The organism is Rhizobacter sp. AJA081-3, assembly GCF_017795745.1.
Classification (GTDB): domain Bacteria; phylum Pseudomonadota; class Gammaproteobacteria; order Burkholderiales; family Burkholderiaceae_C; genus Piscinibacter.
The window spans coordinates 5,125,471-5,147,867 of sequence record NZ_CP059067.1; the positions used below are offsets into that span (position 1 = coordinate 5,125,471).

Annotated in this window: 24 protein-coding genes and 1 pseudogene; 14 read left to right on the plus strand and 11 right to left on the minus strand. The window is 70.5% G+C overall.

The features are described 5' to 3' along the window. Positions 1-5: 5 nt before the first annotated feature. The 3 genes and pseudogenes from HZ992_RS24220 to HZ992_RS24230 all read left to right on the plus strand — a co-directional run bounded on the left by HZ992_RS24220 (position 6) and on the right by HZ992_RS24230 (position 3,532). Positions 6-1,595 carry a benzoate-CoA ligase family protein gene (locus tag HZ992_RS24220; protein WP_209384391.1) on the plus strand — a complete coding sequence of 530 codons (1,590 nt, stop codon included), beginning with the start codon at positions 6-8 and terminating at the stop codon, positions 1,593-1,595. Then, positions 1,592-2,381, plus strand: a pseudogene (locus HZ992_RS24225) (alpha/beta fold hydrolase). Before HZ992_RS24220 ends, HZ992_RS24225 begins: the two are co-directional and overlap by 4 nt. Then, complete coding sequence (locus HZ992_RS24230; protein WP_209384392.1) at positions 2,378-3,532, plus strand: ABC transporter substrate-binding protein; 1,155 nt, start codon at positions 2,378-2,380, stop codon at positions 3,530-3,532. Before HZ992_RS24225 ends, HZ992_RS24230 begins: the two are co-directional and overlap by 4 nt. 1 nt (position 3,533) lies before the next feature. Here the strand turns inward: HZ992_RS24230 and HZ992_RS24235 are convergent, their stop codons facing one another. The 7 genes from HZ992_RS24235 to HZ992_RS24265 form a co-directional block, all read right to left on the minus strand. After that, entirely contained in the window at positions 3,534-4,880 is a 1,347-nt protein-coding gene (locus HZ992_RS24235) for an ATP-binding protein (protein ID WP_209384393.1), read from the minus strand. Continuing rightward, a complete protein-coding gene (locus tag HZ992_RS24240; protein WP_209384394.1) occupies positions 4,877-5,542 on the minus strand; it encodes a winged helix-turn-helix domain-containing protein in 666 nt (221 codons plus the stop codon). The genes HZ992_RS24235 and HZ992_RS24240 overlap by 4 nt, the downstream gene beginning before the upstream one ends. Positions 5,543-5,556: 14 nt before the next feature. Further along, positions 5,557-6,252 carry a cytochrome b/b6 domain-containing protein gene (locus tag HZ992_RS24245; RefSeq protein ID WP_209384395.1) on the minus strand — a complete coding sequence of 232 codons (696 nt, stop codon included), beginning with the start codon at positions 6,250-6,252 and terminating at the stop codon, positions 5,557-5,559. A 19-nt stretch (positions 6,253-6,271) separates the two neighbouring features. Next, entirely contained in the window at positions 6,272-6,739 is a 468-nt protein-coding gene (locus HZ992_RS24250; RefSeq protein ID WP_209384396.1) for a diheme cytochrome c, read from the minus strand. A gap of 20 nt (positions 6,740-6,759) precedes the next feature. Beyond that, on the minus strand, positions 6,760-7,149 hold the full coding sequence (locus HZ992_RS24255; protein WP_245213279.1) for a DUF1924 domain-containing protein: 390 nt from the start codon (positions 7,147-7,149) through the stop codon (positions 6,760-6,762). A 94-nt stretch (positions 7,150-7,243) separates the two neighbouring features. Then, on the minus strand, positions 7,244-8,437 hold the full coding sequence (locus tag HZ992_RS24260) for an amino acid aminotransferase (RefSeq protein ID WP_209384398.1): 1,194 nt from the start codon (positions 8,435-8,437) through the stop codon (positions 7,244-7,246). A gap of 7 nt (positions 8,438-8,444) precedes the next feature. Further along, positions 8,445-8,936: a glutathione peroxidase gene (locus HZ992_RS24265; RefSeq protein WP_209384399.1), complete on the minus strand. Its 492-nt coding sequence runs from the start codon at positions 8,934-8,936 to the stop codon at positions 8,445-8,447. A gap of 121 nt (positions 8,937-9,057) precedes the next feature. Between HZ992_RS24265 and HZ992_RS24270 the strand changes: the two genes are divergently transcribed. After that, the gene (locus tag HZ992_RS24270; protein ID WP_209384400.1) at positions 9,058-9,960 is read left to right on the plus strand and encodes a response regulator; all 903 of its coding nucleotides are present in this window, start codon (positions 9,058-9,060) and stop codon (positions 9,958-9,960) included. Here HZ992_RS24270 and HZ992_RS24275 read toward each other — a convergent pair. Next, on the minus strand, positions 9,952-10,866 hold the full coding sequence (locus HZ992_RS24275; RefSeq protein ID WP_209384401.1) for a DMT family transporter: 915 nt from the start codon (positions 10,864-10,866) through the stop codon (positions 9,952-9,954). The two genes, HZ992_RS24270 and HZ992_RS24275, sit on opposite strands and share 9 nt — an antisense overlap. Before the next feature lie 95 nt (positions 10,867-10,961). Between HZ992_RS24275 and HZ992_RS24280 the strand changes: the two genes are divergently transcribed. Continuing rightward, on the plus strand, positions 10,962-11,855 hold the full coding sequence (locus tag HZ992_RS24280) for a hypothetical protein (protein WP_209384402.1): 894 nt from the start codon (positions 10,962-10,964) through the stop codon (positions 11,853-11,855). 9 nt (positions 11,856-11,864) lie between these two features. Here the strand turns inward: HZ992_RS24280 and lplT are convergent, their stop codons facing one another. Next, positions 11,865-13,142, minus strand: coding sequence for a lysophospholipid transporter LplT (gene lplT / locus HZ992_RS24285; RefSeq protein ID WP_209384403.1), 1,278 nt, complete (start codon positions 13,140-13,142; stop codon positions 11,865-11,867). A gap of 132 nt (positions 13,143-13,274) precedes the next feature. Between lplT and alr the strand changes: the two genes are divergently transcribed. Genes alr through arfB form a run of 3 tightly spaced genes read left to right on the plus strand, consistent with a single transcriptional unit; the run spans position 13,275 to position 15,522 of the window. Continuing rightward, positions 13,275-14,381, plus strand: coding sequence for an alanine racemase (gene alr, locus HZ992_RS24290; RefSeq protein WP_209384404.1), 1,107 nt, complete (start codon positions 13,275-13,277; stop codon positions 14,379-14,381). A 2-nt stretch (positions 14,382-14,383) separates the two neighbouring features. Beyond that, on the plus strand, positions 14,384-15,121 hold the full coding sequence (locus HZ992_RS24295; RefSeq protein ID WP_209384405.1) for a hypothetical protein: 738 nt from the start codon (positions 14,384-14,386) through the stop codon (positions 15,119-15,121). After that, a complete protein-coding gene (gene arfB / locus HZ992_RS24300; RefSeq protein WP_209384406.1) occupies positions 15,118-15,522 on the plus strand; it encodes an alternative ribosome rescue aminoacyl-tRNA hydrolase ArfB in 405 nt (134 codons plus the stop codon). Before HZ992_RS24295 ends, arfB begins: the two co-directional genes overlap by 4 nt. A 21-nt stretch (positions 15,523-15,543) precedes the next feature. Here arfB and HZ992_RS24305 read toward each other — a convergent pair whose 3' ends face one another. Further along, complete coding sequence (locus HZ992_RS24305; RefSeq protein WP_209384407.1) at positions 15,544-16,170, minus strand: LysE family transporter; 627 nt, start codon at positions 16,168-16,170, stop codon at positions 15,544-15,546. A gap of 33 nt (positions 16,171-16,203) precedes the next feature. Between HZ992_RS24305 and radA the strand changes: the two genes are divergently transcribed. Genes radA through HZ992_RS24335 form a run of 6 tightly spaced genes read left to right on the plus strand, consistent with a single transcriptional unit; the run spans position 16,204 to position 21,685 of the window. After that, on the plus strand, positions 16,204-17,565 hold the full coding sequence (gene radA, locus HZ992_RS24310; RefSeq protein ID WP_209384408.1) for a DNA repair protein RadA: 1,362 nt from the start codon (positions 16,204-16,206) through the stop codon (positions 17,563-17,565). 34 nt (positions 17,566-17,599) lie between these two features. After that, positions 17,600-17,989 carry a hypothetical protein gene (locus HZ992_RS24315; protein ID WP_209384409.1) on the plus strand — a complete coding sequence of 130 codons (390 nt, stop codon included), beginning with the start codon at positions 17,600-17,602 and terminating at the stop codon, positions 17,987-17,989. Between the two features lie 34 nt (positions 17,990-18,023). Continuing rightward, positions 18,024-18,947: a branched-chain amino acid transaminase gene (locus tag HZ992_RS24320; RefSeq protein WP_209384410.1), complete on the plus strand. Its 924-nt coding sequence runs from the start codon at positions 18,024-18,026 to the stop codon at positions 18,945-18,947. A 2-nt stretch (positions 18,948-18,949) separates the two neighbouring features. Beyond that, positions 18,950-19,156, plus strand: a complete 207-nt coding sequence (locus HZ992_RS24325; RefSeq protein ID WP_209384411.1) for a zinc-finger domain-containing protein — start codon at positions 18,950-18,952, stop codon at positions 19,154-19,156. Positions 19,157-19,169: 13 nt separating this feature from the next. After that, positions 19,170-20,171 (plus strand): lipopolysaccharide heptosyltransferase II, encoded by a 1,002-nt coding sequence (gene waaF, locus HZ992_RS24330; protein WP_209384412.1) that lies wholly within the window; start codon positions 19,170-19,172, stop codon positions 20,169-20,171. Continuing rightward, positions 20,171-21,685 (plus strand): sensor histidine kinase, encoded by a 1,515-nt coding sequence (locus HZ992_RS24335; RefSeq protein ID WP_209384413.1) that lies wholly within the window; start codon positions 20,171-20,173, stop codon positions 21,683-21,685. Before waaF ends, HZ992_RS24335 begins: the two co-directional genes overlap by 1 nt. 16 nt (positions 21,686-21,701) lie before the next feature. Here the strand turns inward: HZ992_RS24335 and HZ992_RS24340 are convergent, their stop codons facing one another. Further along, positions 21,702-22,397, minus strand: a complete 696-nt coding sequence (locus HZ992_RS24340) for an anti-sigma factor (protein ID WP_209384414.1) — start codon at positions 22,395-22,397, stop codon at positions 21,702-21,704.

The window sequence follows — 22,397 nt, forward strand, 5'->3', positions numbered from 1 at the left end:
ACACCATGACCCAGACCGACACCGCCGACGTCGCCGCGCCGCCCGAGTCCTTCAACTTCGCGCAGCATCTGATCACCGCGAACGCCGCCCGCGCCGCCAAGGCCGCCTTCATCGACGATGCCGGCACGCTGAGCTACGGCGATCTCTCCGATCGCGTGCGGCGCCTCGCCGCCGGCCTGCGCTCGCTGGGCCTCAAGCGCGAAGAGCGCGTGCTGCTGCTGATGCAGGACGGCAATGACTGGCCGGTGAGCTTTCTCGGTGCCATGTACGCCGGCCTGGTGCCGGTGGCCGTCAACACGCTGCTCACCGCCGACGACTACGCCTACATGCTCGAGCACAGCCGCTCGCAGGCCGTGCTGGTGTCGGGTGCGCTGCTGCCGGCGCTGACTGCCGCGCTGATCAAGTCGGACCACGAAGTCGGCAAGGTGATCGTGTCTCGCCCGGTGGCGCCGCTGCACCCGGCCGAGGTCGAATTCGAATCGTTCATCGCCGCACACGGGCCGATGAACAAGCCCGCCGCCACCGGGCCGGACGATCCGGGCTTCTGGCTCTATTCCTCCGGCTCCACTGGCCGCCCCAAGGGCACGGTGCATTCGCACGCCAACCCCTACTGGACCTGCGAGCTCTACGGCAAGCGCGTGCTCGGCCTGACCGAGAAGGACGTCTGCTTCTCTGCCGCCAAGCTGTTCTTCGCCTACGGCCTGGGCAACGCGCTCACCTTCCCGCTGAGCGTGGGCGCGACCGTCCTGCTGATGGGCGAGCGGCCCACGCCCGACGCCACCTTCAAGCGCTGGACCGGCGGCATCGGCGGCGTGAAGCCCACGGTGTTCTACGGCGCGCCGACCGGTTTCGCCGGCATGCTCGCCTCGCCGAACCTGCCGAAGAAGAACGAGGTGGCGATGCGCCTCGTGTCTTCCGCCGGCGAGGCGCTGCCGGCCGAACTCGGCGAACGCTTCAAGGCGCATTTCGGCGTCGACATCGTCGACGGCATCGGCTCCACCGAGATGCTGCACATCTTCATCTCCAACCGGCCCGACCGCGTGCGCTACGGCACCACCGGCTGGCCGGTGCCCGGCTACGAGATCTCGCTGCGCGGCGACGACGGCGGGCCGGTGCCCGACGGCGAGCCGGGCGACCTCTACATCCACGGCCCATCGGCCGCGATGATGTACTGGGGCAACCGGCAGAAGACGCGCGACACCTTCCAGGGCGGCTGGACGAAGAGTGGCGACAAGTACATCCGCAACGCCGACGGGAGCTACACCTACGGCGGCCGCAGCGACGACATGCTCAAGGTCAGCGGCATCTACGTCTCGCCCTTCGAGGTCGAGGCGACGCTGGTGCAGCACCCGGCGGTGCTCGAGGCCGCGGTGATCGGCGTGCCGGATGCCGAAGGGCTGACCAAGACCAAGGCCTTCGTCGTGCTCAAGCAGGGCGCGAGCGCCACCGACGCCGAGCTGAAGGCCTTCGTGAAGGACAAGCTGGCGCCCTACAAGTACCCGCGCCAGATCGTCTTCGTGAACGACCTGCCGAAGACGGCCACCGGCAAGATCCAGCGCTTCAAGCTGCGTGAGCTGGAGGCCGGCGCGCAGTGAGTTCCTCGTTCGTCGAGATCGACTGGCGCGGCCGGCGCGTGCGCATCGAGCACGCCTTCATCGCGCCCGAGCGCAAGGCCGCTCCACTGCTCGTCTTCCTGCACGAGGGCCTGGGCTCGGTGTCGATGTGGCGCGACTTCCCGCAGCGTCTGTGCGATGCCGCCGGCGTGCGCGGCCTCGTCTACTCGCGCCCGGGTTACGGCCGCTCGACGCCGCGTGCTGACTGATCGACCGCCGCACGAGGTGCTGCCGGCGCTGATGGCTGCACTCGACATCGACGCGAGCCACGACAAGCCCTGGCTGTTCGGCCACAGCGACGGCGGCTCGATTGCCCTGCTCTACGCCACCAAATTCCCTGAAGCCGTCGCCGGCGCCATCGTGCTCGCGCCGCACATCCTCGTCGAGGACCTGTCGGTGACGAGCATCGCCAAGGCGAAGACCGCCTACGAGACCACCGACCTGAAGCAGCGCCTCGCCAAGCACCACGACGACCCCGACTCGGCCTTCTGGGGCTGGAACCGCATCTGGCTGCACCCGCCGTTCAAGCAGTGGTCGATCGAGGAAGAGATCCGCGCCATCGCCTGCCCGCTGCTCGCGGTGCAGGGCCTGGACGACGAGTACGGGACGCTGGAGCAGATCCGCGGCATCGCCCGGCGCGTGCCGCAGACCGAACTGCTGGAACTGCCCGACTGCGGCCATTCACCGCACCGCGATCAGCCCGACGCCTTGATCACTGCCACCACCGCCTTCATCCAGTCAAACACCACCGGAGACAAACGCCCATGAAGCTCAAGCTCATCGCCCTCGCCGCTGCACTCGTTGCCGCCTCTGCCGCCCAGGCCCAGGGTGCCAAGCTCAAGGTCGGCCTGATGCTGCCCGCCACCGGCACCTTCGCCGCGCTCGGCACGGCCATCGAGAACGGCTTTCGCCTCTACGTGACGGAGCAGGGCGGCAAGCTCGCCGGCCGCGAGATCGAGTTCGTCAAGGTCGACGACGAGAGCGACCCGGCCAAGGCCACCGACAATGTCAACAAGCTGATCAAGCGCGACAACGTCGACGTGCTCGTCGGCACGGTGCACTCGGGCGTGGCGATGGCGATGGCCAAGGTCGCCAAGGACACCGGCACGCTGCTGCTCGTGCCGAACGCCGGCGCTGACGCGGTGACCGGCCCGATGTGCGCGCCGAACATCTTCCGCTCCAGCTTCAGCAACTGGCAGCCGGGTTATGCGATGGGCGAGGTGGTGGCCAAGAAGGGCCACAAGAAGGTCGTCACCATCACCTGGAAGTACGCCGCCGGCGACGAATCGGTGAAGGGCTTCAAGGAGGCCTTCGAGAAGGCCGGTGGCAGCGTCGTCAAGGAGCTGAGCCTGCCCTTCCCGGGCGTCGAGTTCCAGGCGCTGCTCACCGAGATCGCCGCGAGCAAGCCCGACGCCGTCTACACCTTCTTCGCCGGCGGCGGCGCGGTGAAGTTCGTCAAGGACTACGCCGCGGCGGGCCTGAAGAAGTCCATCCCGCTCTACGGCGCCGGCTTCCTCACCGACGGCACGCTGGAAGCGCAGGGCGCCGACGCCGACGGCCTGCTCACCACGCTGCACTACAGCGACGCGCTGAACACGCCGCGCGACAACGCCTTCCGTCTCGCCTATGCGAAGACCTACAAGCTGCAGCCCGACGTCTACGCCGTGCAGGGCTACGACGCCGCGCAGATGCTGGGCATCGGCCTGAATGCGGTGAAGGGCGACGTGAGCAAGAAGGCGGAGATCGCCGCCGCGATCGAAAAGGCGAAGATCGACAGCCCGCGCGGGCCCTTCAGCGTCTCCAAGGCGCACAACCCGGTGCAGGACATCTACCTGCGCCAGGTCAGCGGCAAGGAGAACAAGCTGGTCGGCGTCGCCTCGAAGTCGCTCGCCGATCCGGCCCGCGGCTGCAAGATGTAGTTCAGGCTGCGAAGGCCACGCGCACCGACAGCCCGCCCAGCGAAACCGAGCGGCCCGTCGTCACCGCGGCGCGGTGCACCGCGGCGATGCGCCGCACGATCGACCAGCCGAGTCCGCTGCCGGCGGCCGCGGTGCCGAGCACGCGGAAGAAGCGTTCGCCCAGGCGCTGCTGCTGCGCGTCGCTCAGGCCGCTGCCGCTGTCTTCCACCGTCAGCGCCGGCCGTCCTTCCTGGCGGCCCACGGTCACGACGATGCGCGCGCCATCGGGGCTGTAGCGCAGCGCGTTGTCGGCCAGGTTGCGCACCAGCACCGACAGCAGCGTGGCGCTGCCGCGCATCGGCACGGCGGCGTCGGCCTCCAGCTCGATGGCCTGGCCGCGCGCCAGCGCCGCCGGCGCCAGCTCGGCGAGCACCTCGCGCGCCACGTGGCTCAGGTCCACCGCGTCGCCAGGCCCGTCGGCCGACGACTCCAGCCGCGCCAGCGTGAGCAGCTGCTCGACCAGCCGCGTCGCGCGGTCGCAGGCGGTCAGCGTGGCGGCCAGTGCATGCTGGCGGCCCGCCTCGTCGCCACCGGCGCCCTGTGCCACCTGGGCCTGGGCGCGGATCGCCGCGATCGGCGTGCGCAGTTCGTGCGCTGCGTCGGCGGTGAAGCGCCGCTCGCTGTCGAGCATGGTGGCGATGCGCTCGAACAGGCCGTTCAGCGCGCCCACCAGCGGCGCCAGTTCGCTGGGCATGTTCTCGCCGGCGGCATCGGCCGCGATCGGCTGCAAGGCACGCGGCTCGCGCTGCGCGATCGCCAGGCCGATGCGGTGCAGCGGCACCAGGCCGCGGCGCACCGCCCACCACAGCAGCAGCGCCATCAGCGGCAGGGCGATCAGCATCGGCCCGAGCAGGCCGCCCAGCATGCCGTGCAGGATCGAGTTGCGCGACTCGAGCTGTTCGGCCACATAGACCTGGATGTCGCGTTTCGCTCCGGTCGTGGCAAAGACGCGCCAGGGCTCGCCGTTCATCGACACGGTCTCGAAGCCGCGGCGGGTGCGAGCCATCGGCTCGGCGGGCGCGTTGGACGAGCGCAGCGACAGCCGCCCCTCGTGCCAGACCTGAAAGGCGACCTTGGGCCCGTAGCGGTGCAGGATCGGCGCGTCGACACGTTCGTCGTCGTCGTCGCTTTCGTGGGCGCGCTGCACCACCAGCAGCGAAGCCGCCTGCGCGAGGTGCCCGTCGAGCAGTTCGTCGAGCTCGTGCTGCGCCTCCCACCAGCTGAAGGCGGATGCGGCCAGCCAGACCACGCTCACCGTGGCCAGCACCAGAGCGAGCAGCCGGCCCTGCAGCGAGCGCGGCAGCGTCACGGCTGCGGTCTCGCGAGCGCGTAGCCGACGCCGCGCACGGTCTGGATCAGTTCGGGCTTGAGCTTGCGGCGCAGGTGGTGGATGTGCACCTCGATGGCGTTGCTCTCCACCTCCTGGCCCCAGCCGTAGATGCGCTGCTCGAGCTGCTCGCGCGAGAGCACGCGGCCGTCGGCCAGCATCAGCGCATGCAGCACGTCGAATTCGCGGCTGGACAGCGTCACCGCCTGGCCGTCGAGGCTGACCTGGCGCTTGGCCGCGTCGAGCACCACGCCCTGTGCGCCGAGCTGCTCGTCGCTCTGGCCGTGCGAGCGCCGCACCAGCGCGCGCAGCCGCGCGGCGAGTTCGTGCAGGTCCACCGGCTTGACCACGTAGTCGTCGGCGCCGCTGTCCAGGCCGCGGATGCGGTCGGGCACGGCGTCGCGCGCGGTCAGCACCAGCACCGGGATGCGCACGCCGCGCGCGCGCACGGCGGCGAGCACGTCCATGCCGTCCTTCATCGGCAGGCCGAGGTCGAGCACCGCGGCTTCGTGGCCGCCGTCGTTCAGCTCGCGCTCGGCGGCCACGCCGTCGCGCACCCAGTCGACGACGAAGCCGAGCTGCCGCAGGCCGGCGCGCAGGCCGTCGCCGAGCAGGGGGTCGTCTTCCGCGAGGAGGATGCGCATCAATGGGTTCCGGTTCAGTCGCTGTCGCCGTGGCTTTCGTGCCTGTCGTGATTCGCGCGGGAAATCTGCGCGCCGGTGTCGGCCGGGGCCGACTGCCATTGCACCCACCAGAAGCCCAGCACGGCCGCGAGCATCACGGCGGCCACCGTCGCCCAGCCGCGGCGGATGCCTTCGGCCGGCGGCACCGGCTTGCGGCCGGTCAGCATCGAGCGCACCAGGTTCTCGCGGTGCACCCAGCTGCCCACTGCCACGCCGATCAGGTGGATGATCACCAGAGCGAGCAGGCCGTTCGCCGCCACTTCGTGCACCTCCTCCAGCCAATCGCCGGCGAGTTCACTGTAGGACGCCCAGCCCGTCGCCGTGGTGACGGCGATCAAGCCCAGCAGTCCGACGATGGCCAGCGCGCCGGCCGGGTTGTGGCCGGTATGGTGCTCGGGCTTCGGCCCGGGCAGCGAACGCAGGTAGGCGAGCGCCGCGCGCGGGCCGCGCACGAAGCTCGCAAAGCGTGCGTAGCGCGTGCCCAGCAGGCCCCAGACGATGCGGAAGGCGACCAGTGCCGCCATCGTGTAGCCCAGCGTCACGTGGACGAGGCGCCAGTGCTCCGACTCGGCGGTGAGCCAGGCGCCGGCGAAGCACAGCACCAGCAGCCAGTGGAAGACGCGCACCGGCAGGTCCCAGACCAGGGTGGACGAACGGGTTTCGCTGTTCATGCGGTTCTCCGATGCGCGCTCAGCGCGGGATGCGGATGCTGTGTTCGTCGTACATGCCCTGCGCCGCGCCTTCGTGGCAGGCGCTGCAGTTGGCCGCGCTCTTGATCGAAGCACGCTTCCAGGCCGCGGTGGGCACCTCGCGGTGTTCGCGCACGAACCAGTCGCTGCGCGTGATGCGGTCCTCTGGCGGCGCCGTGCGGGCGCGCTTGCCGGTGCCGGCGTAGGCGGTCAGCCACACGCCCAGCGCCTTCTGCGTGGCCGCGTCGACCGAGGCGTCGGTGCCGAAGTGGCGCGGCAGGTCGTTCATCAGTCGCTGCCACGAGTCGACGGGCAGCAGCCCCGGCGGGAAGGGCGCATGGCAGGAGCCGCATTCCTGCACGTACATCGGCAGCAGCGCGACGCTGCGGCCATGGTCGTCGGCGCGCGCGGGGGCTTGCGAGAGGGCGGCCAGCGCGAGCGCGGCCAGCAGCGGGAGCTTGTTCTTCATCGAGATTCTCCGTTCGACGCTCAGGGCTTGAGCGTCATCAGCCAGGCGAGCACGTCGGCCTTCTCGCCGGGGCTGCACTCGCGGCCGAGCACGTCGTTGCAGTTGCGGCGGAACCACTTCTCGGTCTTCGCCGGGTCGGCGAAACGTTCGGCGTTGGCCGCCGGGGCGAGCGGCTGGATGGCCTTGCCGGTGGAGGCGTGCTTGCCGGTGCCGGTCGGCGTGGTGCCGTGGCAGGACGAGCAGCTCCACTCCTTGGTGCCGGTGGTGGTGAACAGCTTCTGGCCGCGCGCCGGGTCGGCAGCGGCCTTGGCGGCGGCGGTGTAGCCGGCCAGCTGTTCGGAGGGGGTGGCGGCCTGGGCGCCACCGGCCAGGGCCAGCGCGGCGACGAGGATCGACAGGGTTCGGTTCATGGCAACTCTCCTTGGAGTCGCCATGGTCGCGCCAGGGGGTTAAGGAAGTCTTATCGGCCCCCGCGCCGCTCGGTCTTGCGCCTTGTCGGACCTGTCAGGCCATCACCGCGGCCATCGCCACCGCGGTGGCCTCGACGTTGCCGGTGTTCAGCCCGGCCACGCAGATGCGCCCGGAGCGCACCAGGTAGACCGCGAACTCCTCGCGCAGCCGGTCCACCTGCGCGGCGCTGAGGCCCGTGTAGCTGAACATGCCGCGCTGGGTGAGGAAGTAGTCGAAGTTGCGGCCCGGCACCTTGGCGCTGATCACGCCGTGCAACTTGCGGCGCATGGCCAGGATGCGCTCGCGCATCGCCGCCAGTTCGCCCTCCCACAGCGTACGCAGCGCCGGGTCGGTGAGCACGCGCGCGACGATCTGCCCGCCATGGATCGGCGGGCTCGAGTAGTTGCGCCGCACGGTGAACTTGAGCTGGCCGAGCACCAGCGCGGCCTGGGCCGCATCGGGGCAGACCACGCTCAGCGCGCCGCAGCGCTCGCCGTACACGCTCATGCTCTTCGAGAACGAGTTGGCGACGAAGAAGCTCAGCCCCGCCGCAGCGAGCGCGCGCACGGCGTACGCGTCCTCCTCGATGCCATCGCCGAAACCCTGGTAGGCGAGGTCGAGGTAGGCGATCAGCTGGCGCTGCTTCAGCAGCGGGATCAGTTCGTCCCACTGCGCGCGCGTCAGGTCCACGCCGGTCGGGTTGTGGCAGCAGGCGTGCAGCAGCACGATGCTCTTCGCCGGCAGCGTGCGCAGCGCGGCCAGCATGTCGGCGAAGCGCACGCCGCCGGTGGCCGCGTCGTAGTACGGGTAGGTCTGCACCGCGAGGGCGGCGCCTTCGAACATCGAGCGGTGATTGTCCCAGGTCGGGTCGCTGACCCACACGCCGCTGCCGGGGAACCAACGTGCGATGAAGTCGGCACCGACCTTCAGCCCGCCCGAGGAGCCCACCGACTGGATGGTCGCGATGCGCCCGCTCGTCACCGCCTCGTGCGCCGAGCCGAACAGCAGCGACTGCACGGCCGTGCGGAAGTTGGCCGCGCCCTCGATGGGCAGGTAGGGCTTGGCCCCGCCGGCCGCCACCACCTGCGCCTCGGCGCGCTTGACCGACTCGAGCACCGGGATGCGCCCGGCATCGTCGAAGTAGATGCCGATCGACAGGTTGATCTTGTGCGGCCGCGGGTCCTTCTGGAAGTCCTCGTTGAGGCTGAGGATGGGGTCGCCGGCGAAGGGTTCGATGTGGGAGAACATGGGTGCGTCAGGCCGCCAGTGCGGCTTCGATGTCCTTGCGGAGGGATTCGGGGGCGTCGTTCGGGGCATAGCGCTTGAGCACCGTGCCGTCGCGGCCGACGAGGAACTTGGTGAAGTTCCACTTCACCGCCTGCGACCCGAGCAAGCCGCGCGCCTCGCTGGTCAGGAACTGCCACAGCGGGTGCGCCTTGGCGCCGTTGACCTGGACCTTGGCCATCATCGGGAAGCTCACGCCGTAGTTGAGCTGGCAGAACGACGCGATGTCCTCGTTGCTGCCCGGGTCCTGGGCGCCGAACTCGTTGCTCGGGAAGCCGACGATCACCAGGCCACGCTCGCGGTAGTCCTTCCAGAGCTGCTCGAGCCCGGCGAACTGCGGCGTGAATCCGCAGGCGCTCGCGGTGTTGACGATCAGAAGCACCTTGCCCTTCTGCGTCGACAGGTGCGCCGGCTTCCCCTCGATCGACAAGGCCTCGAAATCGTAGATGCTGCTGTGCGCCATCGGGTCCTCCGCTGCTGGAGCCGTGATGGTATCGCCGCCGTGAGGAATCACCGTGAAGAACCGGCAATCCCGAAAATCGAGTGATTGACGGGAATCGCCCTGAGGCCAAAGATGCCCGACGATGTCTGCAGCCGAGTTCACCGATACCTTCACTGTCGCCATCGAGGGCTTTTCCGCCGTCGAGCGCGAGGCGCTGGGGTCGGTGTTCCGCCTCGCGGCGCAGCGCTCGCCAACCTTCCAGCCAGGGGAGGAAGCGGGCGTGAGTGATTTCCTGATCGCCGACGCCGACAGCGCCGCCGCCGTGGCGGCCGTGAAGCGCGGCCAGCGCCTGGGCGACACCGTCTTCATCGGCGGCAAGTCGCCGATCGGTGCGAATGCCTGGCTGCCCCGTCCGATCGACCCGGCGCACGTGCTGCGCGAACTCGAGGTGCTGGTCGAACTGCGCCTGAGCCTGCCAGACCCGCCCAGCGAGATGATGCCGCTCGGCCCGATCGAACATGCCGAAGCCCAGCCTGCGCCGCGGCCCGCCGCCGTGGCGGCCGCGCCGCGCGTGGAGCGACGCCGGCGCCCCCGGCCGCCCAAGCCCGCCTGGCCTGGCGGCGGCGGCCGCGAGGTGCTGCTGGTCGAAGACAGCGCCATCGCACGCCAGTTCCTCAAGCGCCGGCTCTACCACCTCGGCTACAAGGTGCATGAATGCGCCTCGGGCGAAGCGGCGCTGGAGATCCTTTCGAAGCGCACCTTCGGCATGGCCTTCCTCGACATCGTGCTCGGCCCGCCGGGCAGCATCGACGGGTTGCAGCTGTGCCAGCGCCTCAAGCAGCGCGGCGCTCATGCGGCCGGCCTGCGCACCGTCGTGGTCATGGTCACCGGGCTGGACGGCGCCACCGACCGCGTGCGCGGCTCCCTGGCCGGCTGCGATGCCTACCTGACCAAGCCGCTGCACGAGGCCGAGTTCATCGCCACGCTGCAGCAGGTCGATCCGGACTTCGTCTGGGAAGGTGCGGCCGCGCCGGCCTCAGTGTGAGGCGTCCGGCGCGCTCGACAGCGTCGAGAGCAGCGCCGCCAGCAGGATCAGCGCCCCCCCGGCCAGCAACTGCGCGTTGAGGCTGCCGCCGCCGAGCAGCAGCGCCGAGACCGAGGCGAACAGGATCTCGGTCAGCATCACCACCGAGGTCACGTTGGCCGGCAGGCGCGCCGCACCGTACTGCAGCGCCATGTTGCCGAACAGGAACAGCACCGCCAGTGCAAACACGCCCGCCAGCCACGCCGGCTGTGCCGCCGGCAGCCAGGGCGCCGCGCCGGCGCTCGCCAGCACGAGCGCCAGCACGCCGGCCACCCCCATGCCGCCGGCGAACATCGCCAGCGCGCGGCCTTCTTCGGGGCGGTGGGCTTCGCGGCGCAGCATCACGTTGTTCAGCGCGAAGCTGAAGCCGCCGATCACGCCCAGCCAGTCGGGCAGCGAGCGCGGCAGCGGAACGGCGTCCCAGCCGCTGCGCTCGGCCGGCCACAGCACGAGGGCCGCGCCGGCCAGCGCGATCAGCACGCGCACGCCGGCCAGCCGGGTCAGCGGCTCGTTCAGCAGCGCCCGCGCGAGCAGCACCGCCCACAGCGGCATCAGGTAGAACAGCAGCACCACGCGCACCACGTCGCCGATGGTCACTGCCCAGTTGAAGGCGGCGTTGGTGGTGCCCGAGGCCAGCACCAGCACCCACAGCGCCGGCGTGTGCATCAGTTGCCCCAGCGCCCGCGGGCGCAGCAGCAGGATCACCGCCACGGCCATGCCGTAGATCAAGACGGTGGCCCACAGCGGGTGCAGCCCGCGCGCCTCGAGCTGCCGGAAAGCCCACCACGACGTGCCCCAGACGAAGGCGTTGACGACGAGGGCGAGGGCGGGCCAGACGGAGGTCGATCGTGGCAGGGCGGCAGGCATCCGGGCGATTCTCGCCGCAGCCGTCTCCCCAGCTTGTCGTCTTGCCGCGGCGCGCGCACAGCGCTAACGTGCGCCAGCACATCCCAGGAGGACACATGAACAAGCTGAAGATCTATCCGCCCTCGAGCCTGAACAGCCCCGACCTGATGCCGCCGTTCAGCGAGTTCGGCTACCGCTTCCTCGCCGAAGGCGATTCCTGGTTCACCGTCGGCGCCTTGAACCCGCTGAAGAACTCCAACCTGCTGTTCGAGATGCGCTTCGCCCAGACCGGCTGCGCGATCAACTGCGCGACGCCCGGCGACACGCTGAACCACATGTCGGAGCTCAACAGCGACCCGGACTTCATCGACCTGCTCACCGGCCGCCGCGCCCGCGTGTGGGACGGCCTGCTGCTTTCCTGCGGCGGCAACGACCTGATCGACGCGCTGGGCGTGCGTGGCCCGGGCGTGCCGCTCGCCAAGCGCCTGCTGCGCGAGGCGGCCGAGTGGGGCGACGCCGCGCAAGGTGCCGCGCGCTACCTCAGCGACGCCGGCTGGCAGACCTTCAGCACCTACCTGAAGGCGAACCTCAAGCACATGGTCGGGCTGCGCGACGCCGGCCCGTCGCGGGGTGCGCCCATGTTCCTGCATGGTTATGCCGTGCCGATGCCGCGGCCGGCCCCGGCCGAACTGGGCATCGGGCCCTGGCTCTATCCGTCCGTGCTGGCCTATGCGATCCCCGATGCCGACTACGAGGCCGTGGCCGCGCTGCTCATCAAGCGGCTTGCCGCGCTGCTGGCCGAATGCGCGGCCGACGCGGCGAACTTCCCCAACCTGCACTTCTTCGACAGCACGCTGATCCCGATCCAGCCGGCTGCGAAGGCCAGCACCGGCGAGAGCGGCGACTGGATCAACGAGATCCACCTGAATCGGCACGGCTGCGAGGCGCTGGCGGTGCCGTGGGCGGCGGCGATCGAGAAGGTGATCCGCACCGAGCGCGGGGAAGACTGACCGTTCTGGTCAGTGCTTGTCGGTGCGGGCGATGGCCAGCAGGTGATCCAGCTCGTCCTTGTGCACGATGCAGTTCGAACGGTGCCAGCGGCGGATCAGCCACATCGTGACCGCCACGACCAGGCCGAAGATGGTGATCGACCCGAAGGCCGACATGCCGAACTTCGTCAAACCCGCGTAGAAGGCGCCCAGGCCGAGGATGCAGGCCTGCTCGTTGAAGTTCTGCACCGCGATCGAACGGCCGGCGCCCATCAGGTTGTGGCCGCGGTGCTGCAGCAGCGCGTTCATCGGCACCACCAGGAAGCCGCCGATCGCGCCGAGCAGGATCAGGAAGGGCGCGGCCGCCCACACGTTGGTGATGAAGTTCAGCCCGATCACCAGCAGGCCCATCGCGATGCCCAGCGGGATCACGCCGGTGGCCTGGTCGAGCCGGCAGCGCATCGAGGCGACGATCGCGCCGGCGGCCGTGCCGATGGCCACCACGCCGACCAGCGACGAGGCCTGCGTGGTGCCGTAGCCCAGCGCGGCCGCGGCCCAGGCGAACACGATCACGCGCAGGTTGCCCGAGACGCCCCAGAACAGCGTCGTCGTGGCCAGCGAGATCTGGCCGAGCTTGTCGTTCCACAGGCGCGCGTTGCAGTTGGAGAAGTCGCGAACCAGCGTGCCGACGTTGCCAGACAGCACCTGCAGCGGCGCCTCGGTGCGCGGGATCTTCAGGTTGAACAGCGCCGCCGCGACGTAGAGGAACACGATCAGCGAGATGGCGGCTTCAGGCGCCGTGTCGATGCTGGTGTCGATCAGCGGCAGATTGAAGGCGAGCAGGTGGACGGCGATATTCTTGCCCACCAGCTGGCCGCCCAGCAGGATGCCGAAGATGATCGACAGGATCGTCAGGCCCTCGATCCAGCCATTGGCCTTGACGAGTTGCGAGGCCGGCAGCAACTCGGTGAGGATGCCGTACTTGGCCGGCGAATAGGCGGCCGCGCCGAGGCCGACGATGGCGTAGGCCAGCAGCGGGTGGCCGCCGAACAGCATCAGCAGGCAGCCCACCACCTTGATGGCGTTCGAGATGAACATCACCTTGCCCTTGGGCACCGCGTCGGCGAACGCGCCGACGAAAGGGGCGAGGATCACGTAGAACAACGCGAACATCGGCGACAGCGCCGGAACATGCCATGCCGGAGCGCCGGAGCTCTTCAGCAGTTCGATGGCCGCCACCAGCAAAGCGTTGTCGGCCAGCGAGCTGAAGAACTGCGCCGACATGATGGTGTAAAAGCCGCGTTTCATTCGCTCCGTTGCGCGCGCGCGCGGCCCGGGGATGCGGGGGACTTCGGCGGCGCAGGTTTATAGCACGCGGCCCCGTCACTTCTTCCAGCGGGGGAACCCCCGGTCCGAGCGCGCTGGCAGAATCGGCGCACCATGCCCAGACCGATCGAGGCACTCATCCACACCGAGGCGCTGGCGCTCAACCTGCGCCGTGCACGCCAGGCCGCGCCGCAGTCGCGTGTGTGGGCGGTGGTCAAGGCCGACGCCTACGGCCACGGCATCGAACGCGCCTATGCGGGGTTGTCGGGTGCCGATGGTTTCGCGCTGCTCGACCTCGACGAGGCGCAGCGCGTGCGCACGCTGGGCTGGCGTGGCCCCATCCTGCTTCTCGAAGGCTGCTTCGAGCCGCGCGACCTGGAACTGTGCTCGCGCCTGGACCTGTGGCACACCGTTCACCACGAGGCGCAGATCGACATGCTGGCGGCGCACAAGACCAACGTGCCACACCGCGTCTTCCTGAAGATGAACAGCGGCATGAACCGGCTCGGCTTCCGCCCCTCGGCCTACCGCGGCGCGTGGCAGCGGCTGTCGGGCCTGACGCAGGTCGACGAGATCACCCTGATGACTCATTTCGCCGATGCCGACGGCCCCGGCGGCGTGGCGGCGCAGATGGCCGCCTTCGAGGCCGCCACGCGAGAACTGCCCGGCGAGCGCTCGCTGAGCAACAGCGCGGCCACGCTGCGCTTCGCCGGCGCGCAGGGCGAGGGTGGGCTGGTCGCCGCCGACTGGGTGCGCCCGGGCATCATGGTCTACGGCTCGGCGCCCGACTACCCGGCGCACGACGCCGCGGGCTGGGCCCTGCAGCCGGCGATGACGCTGCGCGCGAAGCTGATCGCAGTGCAATCGCTGCAGCCGGGCGACCGCGTCGGCTACGGCGGCGCCTTCACGGCCGAGGCGCCGATGCGCATCGGCGTGGTGGCCTGCGGGTATGCCGACGGCTACCCGCGCGTCGCACCCACCGGCACGCCAGTGCTCGTGAACGGCGTGCGCACGCGCACCGTCGGCCGCGTCTCGATGGACATGATCACCGTCGACCTCACGCCGGTGCCCGAGGCCGCGCTCGGCGCCGAGGTCACCCTGTGGGGCCACGGCCCGAATGGCAGCCTGCTGTGCATCGACGAGGTGGCGCGATCGGCGGGCACGGTGGGCTACGAGCTGATGTGCGCGCTCGCCCGGCGCGTGCCGGTGAGCGTGGTGTGAGCGTGGTGGTGCAACGAGAGCGCGACGACCCCCTGCAGTTCGAACGCGACGTGCGCGCCGACCTTCGCCAGCGCCGCTGGCTGCGCGTTCATGCCTTCCTGCTCGGCAGCCTGTGTTTCCTCGCCTGCTGGGGCCTGTCGGCGGCGCTGATGCGCGCCGGCGTCGGCAGCCTCGCGCTGCGCTGGTCGGTCGCGCTGGCCGGCGGTTATCTCGTCTTCCTCGCGCTGCTGTGGCTGTGGTGCCGCTGGCTGCTCTCGCGCGCCGAAGCCGACGGCGACTGGCCGCTGGACGACGCGCTGGAGCTGATCCCGTCGCGCCGCGGTGGCGGCGGGGGCGTGGAATGCGGCGACAGCGGCCTGGAGGCCGGCGACATCGCGCAGGGCACGCTCGAGCTGGCCGGCTCGGCCGACGAGGGCCTGGCCGTGGCGGTGCCACTGGCCATCGTGCTGGGCATCGCCGCGCTGATCGCCAGCGCACTGAGCGTCGCGGTGTTCGGACTGTTCGGCATAGAGGTGCTGCTCGGCGTGGCGGTGGAGATCGCCTTTGCCTCGGCTGGCGGCGCACTCGCCTTCCGCGCGCGCCGCGAGGGCTGGCTGCTGCATGCGGCCGGCCGCACCTGGCGGCCGATGCTGATCCTGCTGGTGCTGGTGGCCGTGCTCGGCGTCGTGCTCGACCGCTGGATGCCGCAGGCCGGCTCGCTGCCGCAGGCAGTGCGGCTTCTGCGTGGCGGCACGCCGTGAACATCGCGTTCGCGATCGACCCCGACGAGGTGGAGATCAGCGCCATCCGCGCGCAGGGCGCCGGCGGGCAGAACGTCAACAAGGTCTCGAACGCGGTGCACTTGCGCTTCGACGTGCGCGCCTCCTCGCTGCCCGATGCGCTGAAGGAGCGGCTGCTCGCGACGCGCGATCAGCGCATCAACGACGAGGGCGTGGTCGTCATCAAGGCGCAGCAGCACCGCAGCCTGGAGAAGAACCGCGAGGATGCGATGGCGCGGCTGCATGAGCTCGTGGCCGCGGCGGCGCACATCCCGCGCGTGCGCAAGGCGACCAAGCCGACGCGCGCTTCGCAGCGCCGCCGCCTGGAGGGCAAGACCCTGCGCAGCGGCATCAAGGCCGGCCGCGGCAAGGTCATTGAATGAGCCGGGGGCCGGCCCTTGCGCTCAGGCCCGCTTGAACAGCGCCAGCAGCGCGCCCGCCGCGACGAACAGCCCGCCGAAGCCGCGGTTCATCGCCTTGATGTGGCCGGGCGACTTCAGTGCACGCAGCACGCGCGAGGCCAGCGCGGTGTAGCCGGCCATCACCACCAGGTCGGTGAAGGCCAGCGTCAGCGCGATCACTGCGTACTGCGGCAGCAGCGGCTGTGACAGCTCGAGGAACTGCGGCACCACGGCGAGCAGGAAGATCGTGCCCTTGGGGTTGAGCGCGTTGACGATCCAGCCGCGCACGAACAGTTCGCGCTGCGACACGTCGGCGCGTTCGCCATCGGCAGCGGTCAGCGGCACCGCCGGGGCACGCCACTGCCTGATGCCCAGCCAGACCAGGTAGGCCACGCCCACCCACTTGACCACGCTGAAGGCCAGGCTCGACGCCGCGATCAGCGCGCCCAGGCCGACGCCGACCACCAGCACCTGGGTCCAGATGCCGGTGACCAGCCCGAAGGTCATGGTGTAGCCGCGGCGAAAGCCGTGGTTCAGGCCGGCGCTCATGGCAGCCACGGCACCGGCGCCGGGCGACAGGCTGATGGCCCAGGCGGCGGCGAAGAAGGCGATCCAGGTCGAGAGTTCCATCGGGCGATTGTCGTCGCGAGGCGAGAATGCCGCATGGCCAAGGACAAGTCGATCTACACCTGCAACGAATGCGGCGCCACCAGCCCCAAGTGGCTGGGCAAGTGCCCGGGCTGCGGCGCGTGGAACACGCTGATCGAATCGGTGGCCGAAGCGGCCGGCGCGGGCAAGAACCGATTCCAGTCGCTGGCCAAGGCACAGCCGGTGGCCACGCTGTCGGAAATCGAGGCCAGCGACGTCGAGCGCCAGCCCACCGGCATCGACGAACTCGACCGCGTGCTCGGCGGCGGCATCGTCGAGGGCGGCGTGGTGCTGATCGGCGGTGACCCGGGCATCGGCAAGAGCACGCTGCTTCTGCAGGCACTCGATGCGCTGTCGCGCACGGTGAAGACGCTGTACGTCACCGGCGAGGAAAGCGGTGCGCAGGTCGCGCTGCGCTCGCGCCGCCTCGGCCTGGACGGCTCGCAGGTGCGCGTGCTGGCGGAGATCCAGCTCGAGCGCATCCTCGCCACCATCGAGACCGAGCAGCCGGCGGTGTGCGTGATCGACTCGATACAGACCGTCTACTCCGACCAGCTCAGCTCCGCCCCCGGCTCGGTGGCGCAGGTGCGCGAATGCGCCGCGCACCTGACGCGCGCCGCCAAGGCCAGCGGCACGACGGTGGTGCTGGTCGGCCATGTCACCAAGGAAGGCACGCTGGCCGGCCCGCGCGTGCTCGAGCACATCGTCGACACGGTGCTGTACTTCGAGGGCGACACGCATTCAAGCTTCCGCCTCGTGCGTGCCATCAAGAACCGCTTCGGCGCGGTCAACGAGATCGGCGTGTTCGCGATGACCGAGCGCGGCCTGAAGGGCGTGGCCAACCCGAGCGCGATCTTCCTGTCCACGCACGGCGAGCCGGTGCCCGGCTCCTGCGTGCTCGTCACGCTGGAGGGCACGCGGCCGCTGCTGGTGGAGATCCAGGCGCTGGTCGATGCCGGCGGGCCGAGCCCGCGGCGCCTGAGCGTCGGCCTCGAGCGCGACCGGCTGGCGATGATGCTGGCCGTGCTGCACCGCCACGCCGGCATCGCTGCCTTCGACCAGGACGTGTTCGTCAACGCCGTGGGCGGCGTGCGCATCAGCGAGCCGGCCGCCGATCTGGCGGTGATGCTGGCCATCCAGGGCTCGCTGCGCGGCCGGCCGCTGCCGCGGGGTTTCTTCGCCTTCGGCGAGGTCGGCCTGGCCGGCGAGATCCGACCTGCGCCGCGCGGCCAGGAGCGCCTGAAGGAGGCCGCCAAGCTGGGCTTCTCGGTGGCCGTCGTGCCCAAGGCCAACGCGCCGAAGAAGCCGATCGAGGGCCTGACCATCCATGCCGTCGAGCGCATCGAGGAAGCCATCGAGCTGGTGCGCAATCTCTGACGGCTGCACGGCGCGCGTCGCTAACATGGCGGCCATGAACCCGATCATCGGCTGGTCACTGGCCGCCATTCTTGTCGTCGTCGCCTGGTATTCCTACGGCTGGCAGGGCGTGCTGATGGCGGTCAGCGTGGTGGTGTTCTGGCTGCTGCTGCAGTTCAGCCGGGCCATGCGCGCCATGCGTCAGGCGGGCCAGGCGCCGGTGGGCCATGTCGACAGCGCGGTGATGCTCAACGCGAAACTGCAGCCCGGCATGACCATGCTGCAGGTCATCGGCCTGACCAAGAGCCTGGGCCGCAAGCTCGACGGTGGCGACGACAAGGGCCGGGACGATTGGGCCTGGAGCGACGCGGGCGGCAGCACCGTGACGCTGCAGTTCCAGGGCGGCAAGCTGGCCCGATTCGAGCTGGACCGACCCGCGCCGTAAAATTGCCGGTTCGAGAAAACCCTGGAGAGCTGCCATGTCGATGGCCGACCGCGACGGAAAGATCTGGATGGATGGCCAGCTGGTGGAGTGGCGCGACGCCAAGATCCATGTGCTGAGCCACACGCTGCACTACGGCTGCGGCGCCTTCGAGGGCGTGCGCGCCTACAACACGGTGAACGGCACGGCGATCTTCCGGCTGCGCGAGCACACCGAGCGGCTGTTCAACAGCGCCAAGATCCTGCGCATGAAGATCCCCTTCAGCCAGGAGCAGGTGATGGAGGCGCAGCGCGAGGTGGTGCGTGTCAACAAGCTGGAAAGCTGCTACCTGCGCCCGCTGACCTGGATCGGCTCCGAGAAGCTGGGCGTCAGCCCCAAGGGCAACACCATCCACCTGATGGTCGCGGCCTGGTCCTGGGGTGCCTACCTCGGCGAAGAGGGCCTGAAGCGCGGCATCCGCGTGAAGACCAGCAGCTTCACCCGCCACCACGTCAACATCACGATGACGCAGGCCAAGGCGGTGAGCAACTACACCAATTCCATCCTCGCCAACATGGAAGCCACCGACGAGGGCTACGACGAGGCGCTGCTGCTCGACTCGGCCGGCTTCGTGAGCGAAGGTGCGGGCGAGAACCTCTTCATCATCAAGAAGGGCGTGGTCTACACGCCCGACCTGTCGGCCGGCGCGCTCAACGGCATCACGCGCGACACCATCCTGGCGATTTGCCAGGACCTGGGCCTGAAGCTGGTCGAAAAGCGCATCACCCGCGACGAGGTCTACATCTGCGACGAGGCCTTCTTCACCGGCACCGCCGCCGAGGTCACGCCGATCCGCGAGCTCGACCGCATCGAGATCGGCCGCGGCTCGCGCGGGCCGATCACCGAGAAGATCCAGAGCGCGTTCTTCGACATCGTCAACGGGCGCAATCCGAAGTACGCCGAATGGCTCACGAAGGTCTGATGATGAGCACTCAAGCCAAAGCCGTGGTCGAGGTGACCGCCCAGGACGTGCAAGGCCCCGGCGTGGTGGCCTGCCCGAACCCGAAGATGGCGCTGTGGAGCACCCACCCCAAGGTGTACATCGACGTCGCCACCACCGGCGAAGGCAAGTGCCCGTACTGCGGCACGGTGTACCGCCTGAAGGCCGGCGAGAAGCTGCACGCGCATTGACGTCCGTCCGACGATGACGCGCTCGCTGGTCATCGCGCCGCAGTGGATCGGCGACGCGGTGATGTCGGCGCCGCTGCTCGCGAGCCTGGCCGCGCGCGGCGAGACGCTCGCGGTCGCGGCGCTGCCCTGGGTGGCGCCGGTGTACCGCGCCATGCCGCAGGTGCGCGAGGTGATCGAGCTGCCGTTCGCCCACGGCCGGCTCGACTGGTCCGAACGGCGGCGCATCGCAGCGACGCTGCGCGGCCGCTTCGACATTGCCTACGTGCTGCCCAACTCGATCAAGGCGGCGCTGATCCCCTGGTTCGCCGGTATCCCGCAGCGTGTGGGCTACCGCGGCGAAGGCCGCTGGGGGCTGCTGAACCGGCAACGGCCCAACCCGGGCGGCCGCCCGCCGATGGTGGCCTTCTACCGCGCGCTGGCCGGCGAGCCGGCCGCGGCCGAGGCGCGCCCGAAGCTGAGCTTCGAACGTGCGGTGCTGCGCGCCGCGGCGAACGCGGCCGGCGTCGAGCCGGGCGCCTACTGGGCCTTCGCGCCCGGTGCCGAGTACGGCCCGGCCAAGTGCTGGCCGGCCGCCCACTACGCCGCACTCGCGCGCAGCCTGCATGCCCGCGATGCTTTGCCGGTGCTGCTGCTCGGCTCGGGCAAGGAGGCCGCGCTGTGCCAGCAGATCGCCGACGCCGCACCCGGCGCCTGCCGCGTGCTGGCCGGCCAGACCTCGCTGATGGACGCGATGGCGCTGATCGCCGGTGCGCGGGGCCTGGTCAGCAACGACTCGGGCCTGATGCACGTGGCCGCGGCCTTCGGCATCCCGCAGGTGGCGGTGTTCGGCTCCACCAGCCCCGAGCACACGCCGCCGCTGAACCCGCGTGCCAAAGTCCTCTGGCTGAAGGACGAGCTCGGCCTGGACTGCATGCCCTGCTTCGAGCGGACTTGCCGCTACGGCCACACCCGCTGCCTCACCGAGGTGGCGCCGCAGCGCGTGGAGGCCGCGCTGTACAGCGTCCTGGCGGCGTGATGGACGAGGCCGGGCGCATCACCGAGGCGCTGATGCGCGACGCGCTGCTCGGTGCGGGCACCGCCGTGTGGGAGTGGGACATCGGCAGCGACCGCCTGTCCAACACCGACGCCAGCGCGGCCTTGCTCGGCTATGCACCCGGCGAGATCGGCACCTCGCAGCCGGACTGGGATGCGCTGATCCATCCGGACGACGTGGCGGCCAACCACGCCGCGTACCTGCGCCATGAGCGCGGCGAAACGGCCTTCTACGAGCATGAGTACCGCGCCCGGGCGAAGGACGGCTCGTGGCGCTGGCTCGCCGAGCGAGGGCAGGTGGTCGAGCGCGCGCCCGACGGAGCGCCGCTGCGCATGGTGGGCACGCTGTCCGACATCACGCTGCGGCGCGAGGCGCAGGGCACGGCGCTGGAGATGGCCGGGCGCTTGCGCAAGATCTCGCGCCACGTGCCGGGCATCGTCTTCCAGTTCCGCAGCCGGCCGGGCGATTTCAGCCGCGGCTACTTTCCCTTCGTCAGCGAGAGCGTGATCGACCTGCTCGGCGTGTCGCCGAACACGCTGATGGAGGATGCCGGCGCGTTCTTCCGCATGGTCGAGCGCGAGGACCGCGCGCAGCTCGAGCAGAGCATCGTCGAGTCCGGCCGCATGATGAAGCCGTGGCGCTGCGAGTTCCGCATCTTCCGACGCGGCGTGCCGGCGCGCTGGCTTAGCGGCACGGCCACGCCGCAGGCCGAGCCCGACGGCACGGTCACCTGGCACGGCTACCTGCAGGACGTGACCGACCAGCGCGAGCTCGACCGCGAGCGCGAAGCGGCCGCGGCGGCGCAGGCCGCGAACCGGGCCAAGACCGAGTTCCTCTCGCGCATGAGCCACGAGCTGCGCACGCCATTGAATGCGGTGCTGGGCTTCGCGCAGCTGCTCGAGCTCGACAACAACGCGCCGCTGAACGAGACGCAGCGCCGTCGTGTCGAGCTGATCCGCGAGGCCGGCGCGCACCTGCTGCAGATGATCGGCGAACTGCTCGACCTCACGCGCATCGAATCGGGCCAGCTCGCCGTCACGCTCTCGGCCCTGCCGCTCGCCCCGGTGCTGGCCGACTGCGTCGAGTTCGTGCGCGCGCAGGCCGATGCGACCGGTGTCGCGCTGCACTTCGATGCCGAGGACACACCCTGGTCGGCACGTGCCGATGCCACTCGGCTGCGCCAGGTCGTGCTCAACCTGCTGGGCAATGCCATCAAGTACAACCGGCCTGGCGGCAGCGTGCGCCTGCGCGTGCGTGCCGACCGCGACCTGGTCGTGCTGCTGGTGTCGGACACCGGCGTGGGCATCGCCGCCGCCGACGTGCACAACCTGTTCGAGCCCTTCCACCGCGGCGCGCACCAGAACAGCCCGATCGAGGGTGCCGGCATCGGGCTGGCGGTGACACGCGCGCTGGTCGAGCTGATGGGCGGGCGCGTCGACGTGGTCAGCGTGCCCGGCCAGGGCTCGACCTTCAGCGTGACGCTGGCCGCGGCCTGAGCGCAGGCCCGTGTGCCTAGAGCTGGCCGACGGCCAGCACCGGCCCGGTCGGCGCGCCGGTCGGTGAGCCGCCCGGCGGCTCCAGGCTCACCGCCAGGTGGTCGGTGCCCTGCGGTAGCGTAGCGCGCCGCACCACGGTCGCGCCGCTGGCCGAGATCAGGCCCAGCGAGCGCGGTGGGTTCTTGCCCGCGGCGGCCCAGAGTTCGAGCACGCGGTCGGGCTGCAGCGCCACGTTGACCAACGGCTTGGTGACCACCGCACGCCCGTCGCCGCTGATGCTGGCGACGAACGAGGCCGGCATCACGCCGCCATCGGGTGACGGGGCGGTGGCGTTCATCACTACCACGATCGGCGGCAGCGTCGGCCCCGGGCTGGCCAGCAGCACGGCCAGGCTCAGCGCCGCCACCGAAGCCAGCGCCGCGAAGCCGCGCCAGAACGCCAGGCGTGCCCACCAGGCGGCCGGTGCCGGCGCCTTGGCGGTGGCCCCGCCGATGCGTGCCTCGATGCGCCGCCACACCTGCGGCGACGGCTGCAGGGGCGCCAGCGTGGCGGTCAGCGGCATCAGCCGGTCCTGCCAGGCGCGCACCGCGGCACGCAGCGCAGGGTGCGCCGGCAGCAGCGCTTCGAAACGCCGGCGCGCCGGCCCACGCAGCGTGCCGGCCACGTAGTCGGCGGCCAGCCGGTCGGCGAGTTCGGGGCGGCTGTAGTCCAT

What these genes read in the sequence shown, in the direction of transcription:
- HZ992_RS24245 (WP_209384395.1), bottom strand. Translation starts at nt 6,252, where the DNA reads ATGAACAGCGAAACCCGTTCGTCCACCCTGGTCTGGGACCTGCCGGTG.
- HZ992_RS24265 (WP_209384399.1), bottom strand. Translation starts at nt 8,936, where the DNA reads ATGGCGCACAGCAGCATCTACGATTTCGAGGCCTTGTCGATCGAGGGG.
- waaF (WP_209384412.1), top strand. Translation starts at nt 19,170, where the DNA reads ATGACGCGCTCGCTGGTCATCGCGCCGCAGTGGATCGGCGACGCGGTG.
- HZ992_RS24270 (WP_209384400.1), top strand. Translation starts at nt 9,058, where the DNA reads ATGTCTGCAGCCGAGTTCACCGATACCTTCACTGTCGCCATCGAGGGC.
- HZ992_RS24315 (WP_209384409.1), top strand. Translation starts at nt 17,600, where the DNA reads ATGAACCCGATCATCGGCTGGTCACTGGCCGCCATTCTTGTCGTCGTC.
- HZ992_RS24260 (WP_209384398.1), bottom strand. Translation starts at nt 8,437, where the DNA reads ATGTTCTCCCACATCGAACCCTTCGCCGGCGACCCCATCCTCAGCCTC.
- HZ992_RS24230 (WP_209384392.1), top strand. Translation starts at nt 2,378, where the DNA reads ATGAAGCTCAAGCTCATCGCCCTCGCCGCTGCACTCGTTGCCGCCTCT.
- HZ992_RS24220 (WP_209384391.1), top strand. Translation starts at nt 6, where the DNA reads ATGACCCAGACCGACACCGCCGACGTCGCCGCGCCGCCCGAGTCCTTC.
- lplT (WP_209384403.1), bottom strand. Translation starts at nt 13,142, where the DNA reads ATGAAACGCGGCTTTTACACCATCATGTCGGCGCAGTTCTTCAGCTCG.
- alr (WP_209384404.1), top strand. Translation starts at nt 13,275, where the DNA reads ATGCCCAGACCGATCGAGGCACTCATCCACACCGAGGCGCTGGCGCTC.
- HZ992_RS24255 (WP_245213279.1), bottom strand. Translation starts at nt 7,149, where the DNA reads ATGAACCGAACCCTGTCGATCCTCGTCGCCGCGCTGGCCCTGGCCGGT.
- HZ992_RS24250 (WP_209384396.1), bottom strand. Translation starts at nt 6,739, where the DNA reads ATGAAGAACAAGCTCCCGCTGCTGGCCGCGCTCGCGCTGGCCGCCCTC.
- HZ992_RS24335 (WP_209384413.1), top strand. Translation starts at nt 20,171, where the DNA reads ATGGACGAGGCCGGGCGCATCACCGAGGCGCTGATGCGCGACGCGCTG.
- HZ992_RS24280 (WP_209384402.1), top strand. Translation starts at nt 10,962, where the DNA reads ATGAACAAGCTGAAGATCTATCCGCCCTCGAGCCTGAACAGCCCCGAC.
- HZ992_RS24305 (WP_209384407.1), bottom strand. Translation starts at nt 16,170, where the DNA reads ATGGAACTCTCGACCTGGATCGCCTTCTTCGCCGCCGCCTGGGCCATC.
- HZ992_RS24275 (WP_209384401.1), bottom strand. Translation starts at nt 10,866, where the DNA reads ATGCCTGCCGCCCTGCCACGATCGACCTCCGTCTGGCCCGCCCTCGCC.
- HZ992_RS24320 (WP_209384410.1), top strand. Translation starts at nt 18,024, where the DNA reads ATGTCGATGGCCGACCGCGACGGAAAGATCTGGATGGATGGCCAGCTG.
- radA (WP_209384408.1), top strand. Translation starts at nt 16,204, where the DNA reads ATGGCCAAGGACAAGTCGATCTACACCTGCAACGAATGCGGCGCCACC.
- HZ992_RS24240 (WP_209384394.1), bottom strand. Translation starts at nt 5,542, where the DNA reads ATGCGCATCCTCCTCGCGGAAGACGACCCCCTGCTCGGCGACGGCCTG.
- HZ992_RS24325 (WP_209384411.1), top strand. Translation starts at nt 18,950, where the DNA reads ATGAGCACTCAAGCCAAAGCCGTGGTCGAGGTGACCGCCCAGGACGTG.
- HZ992_RS24340 (WP_209384414.1), bottom strand. Translation starts at nt 22,397, where the DNA reads ATGGACTACAGCCGCCCCGAACTCGCCGACCGGCTGGCCGCCGACTAC.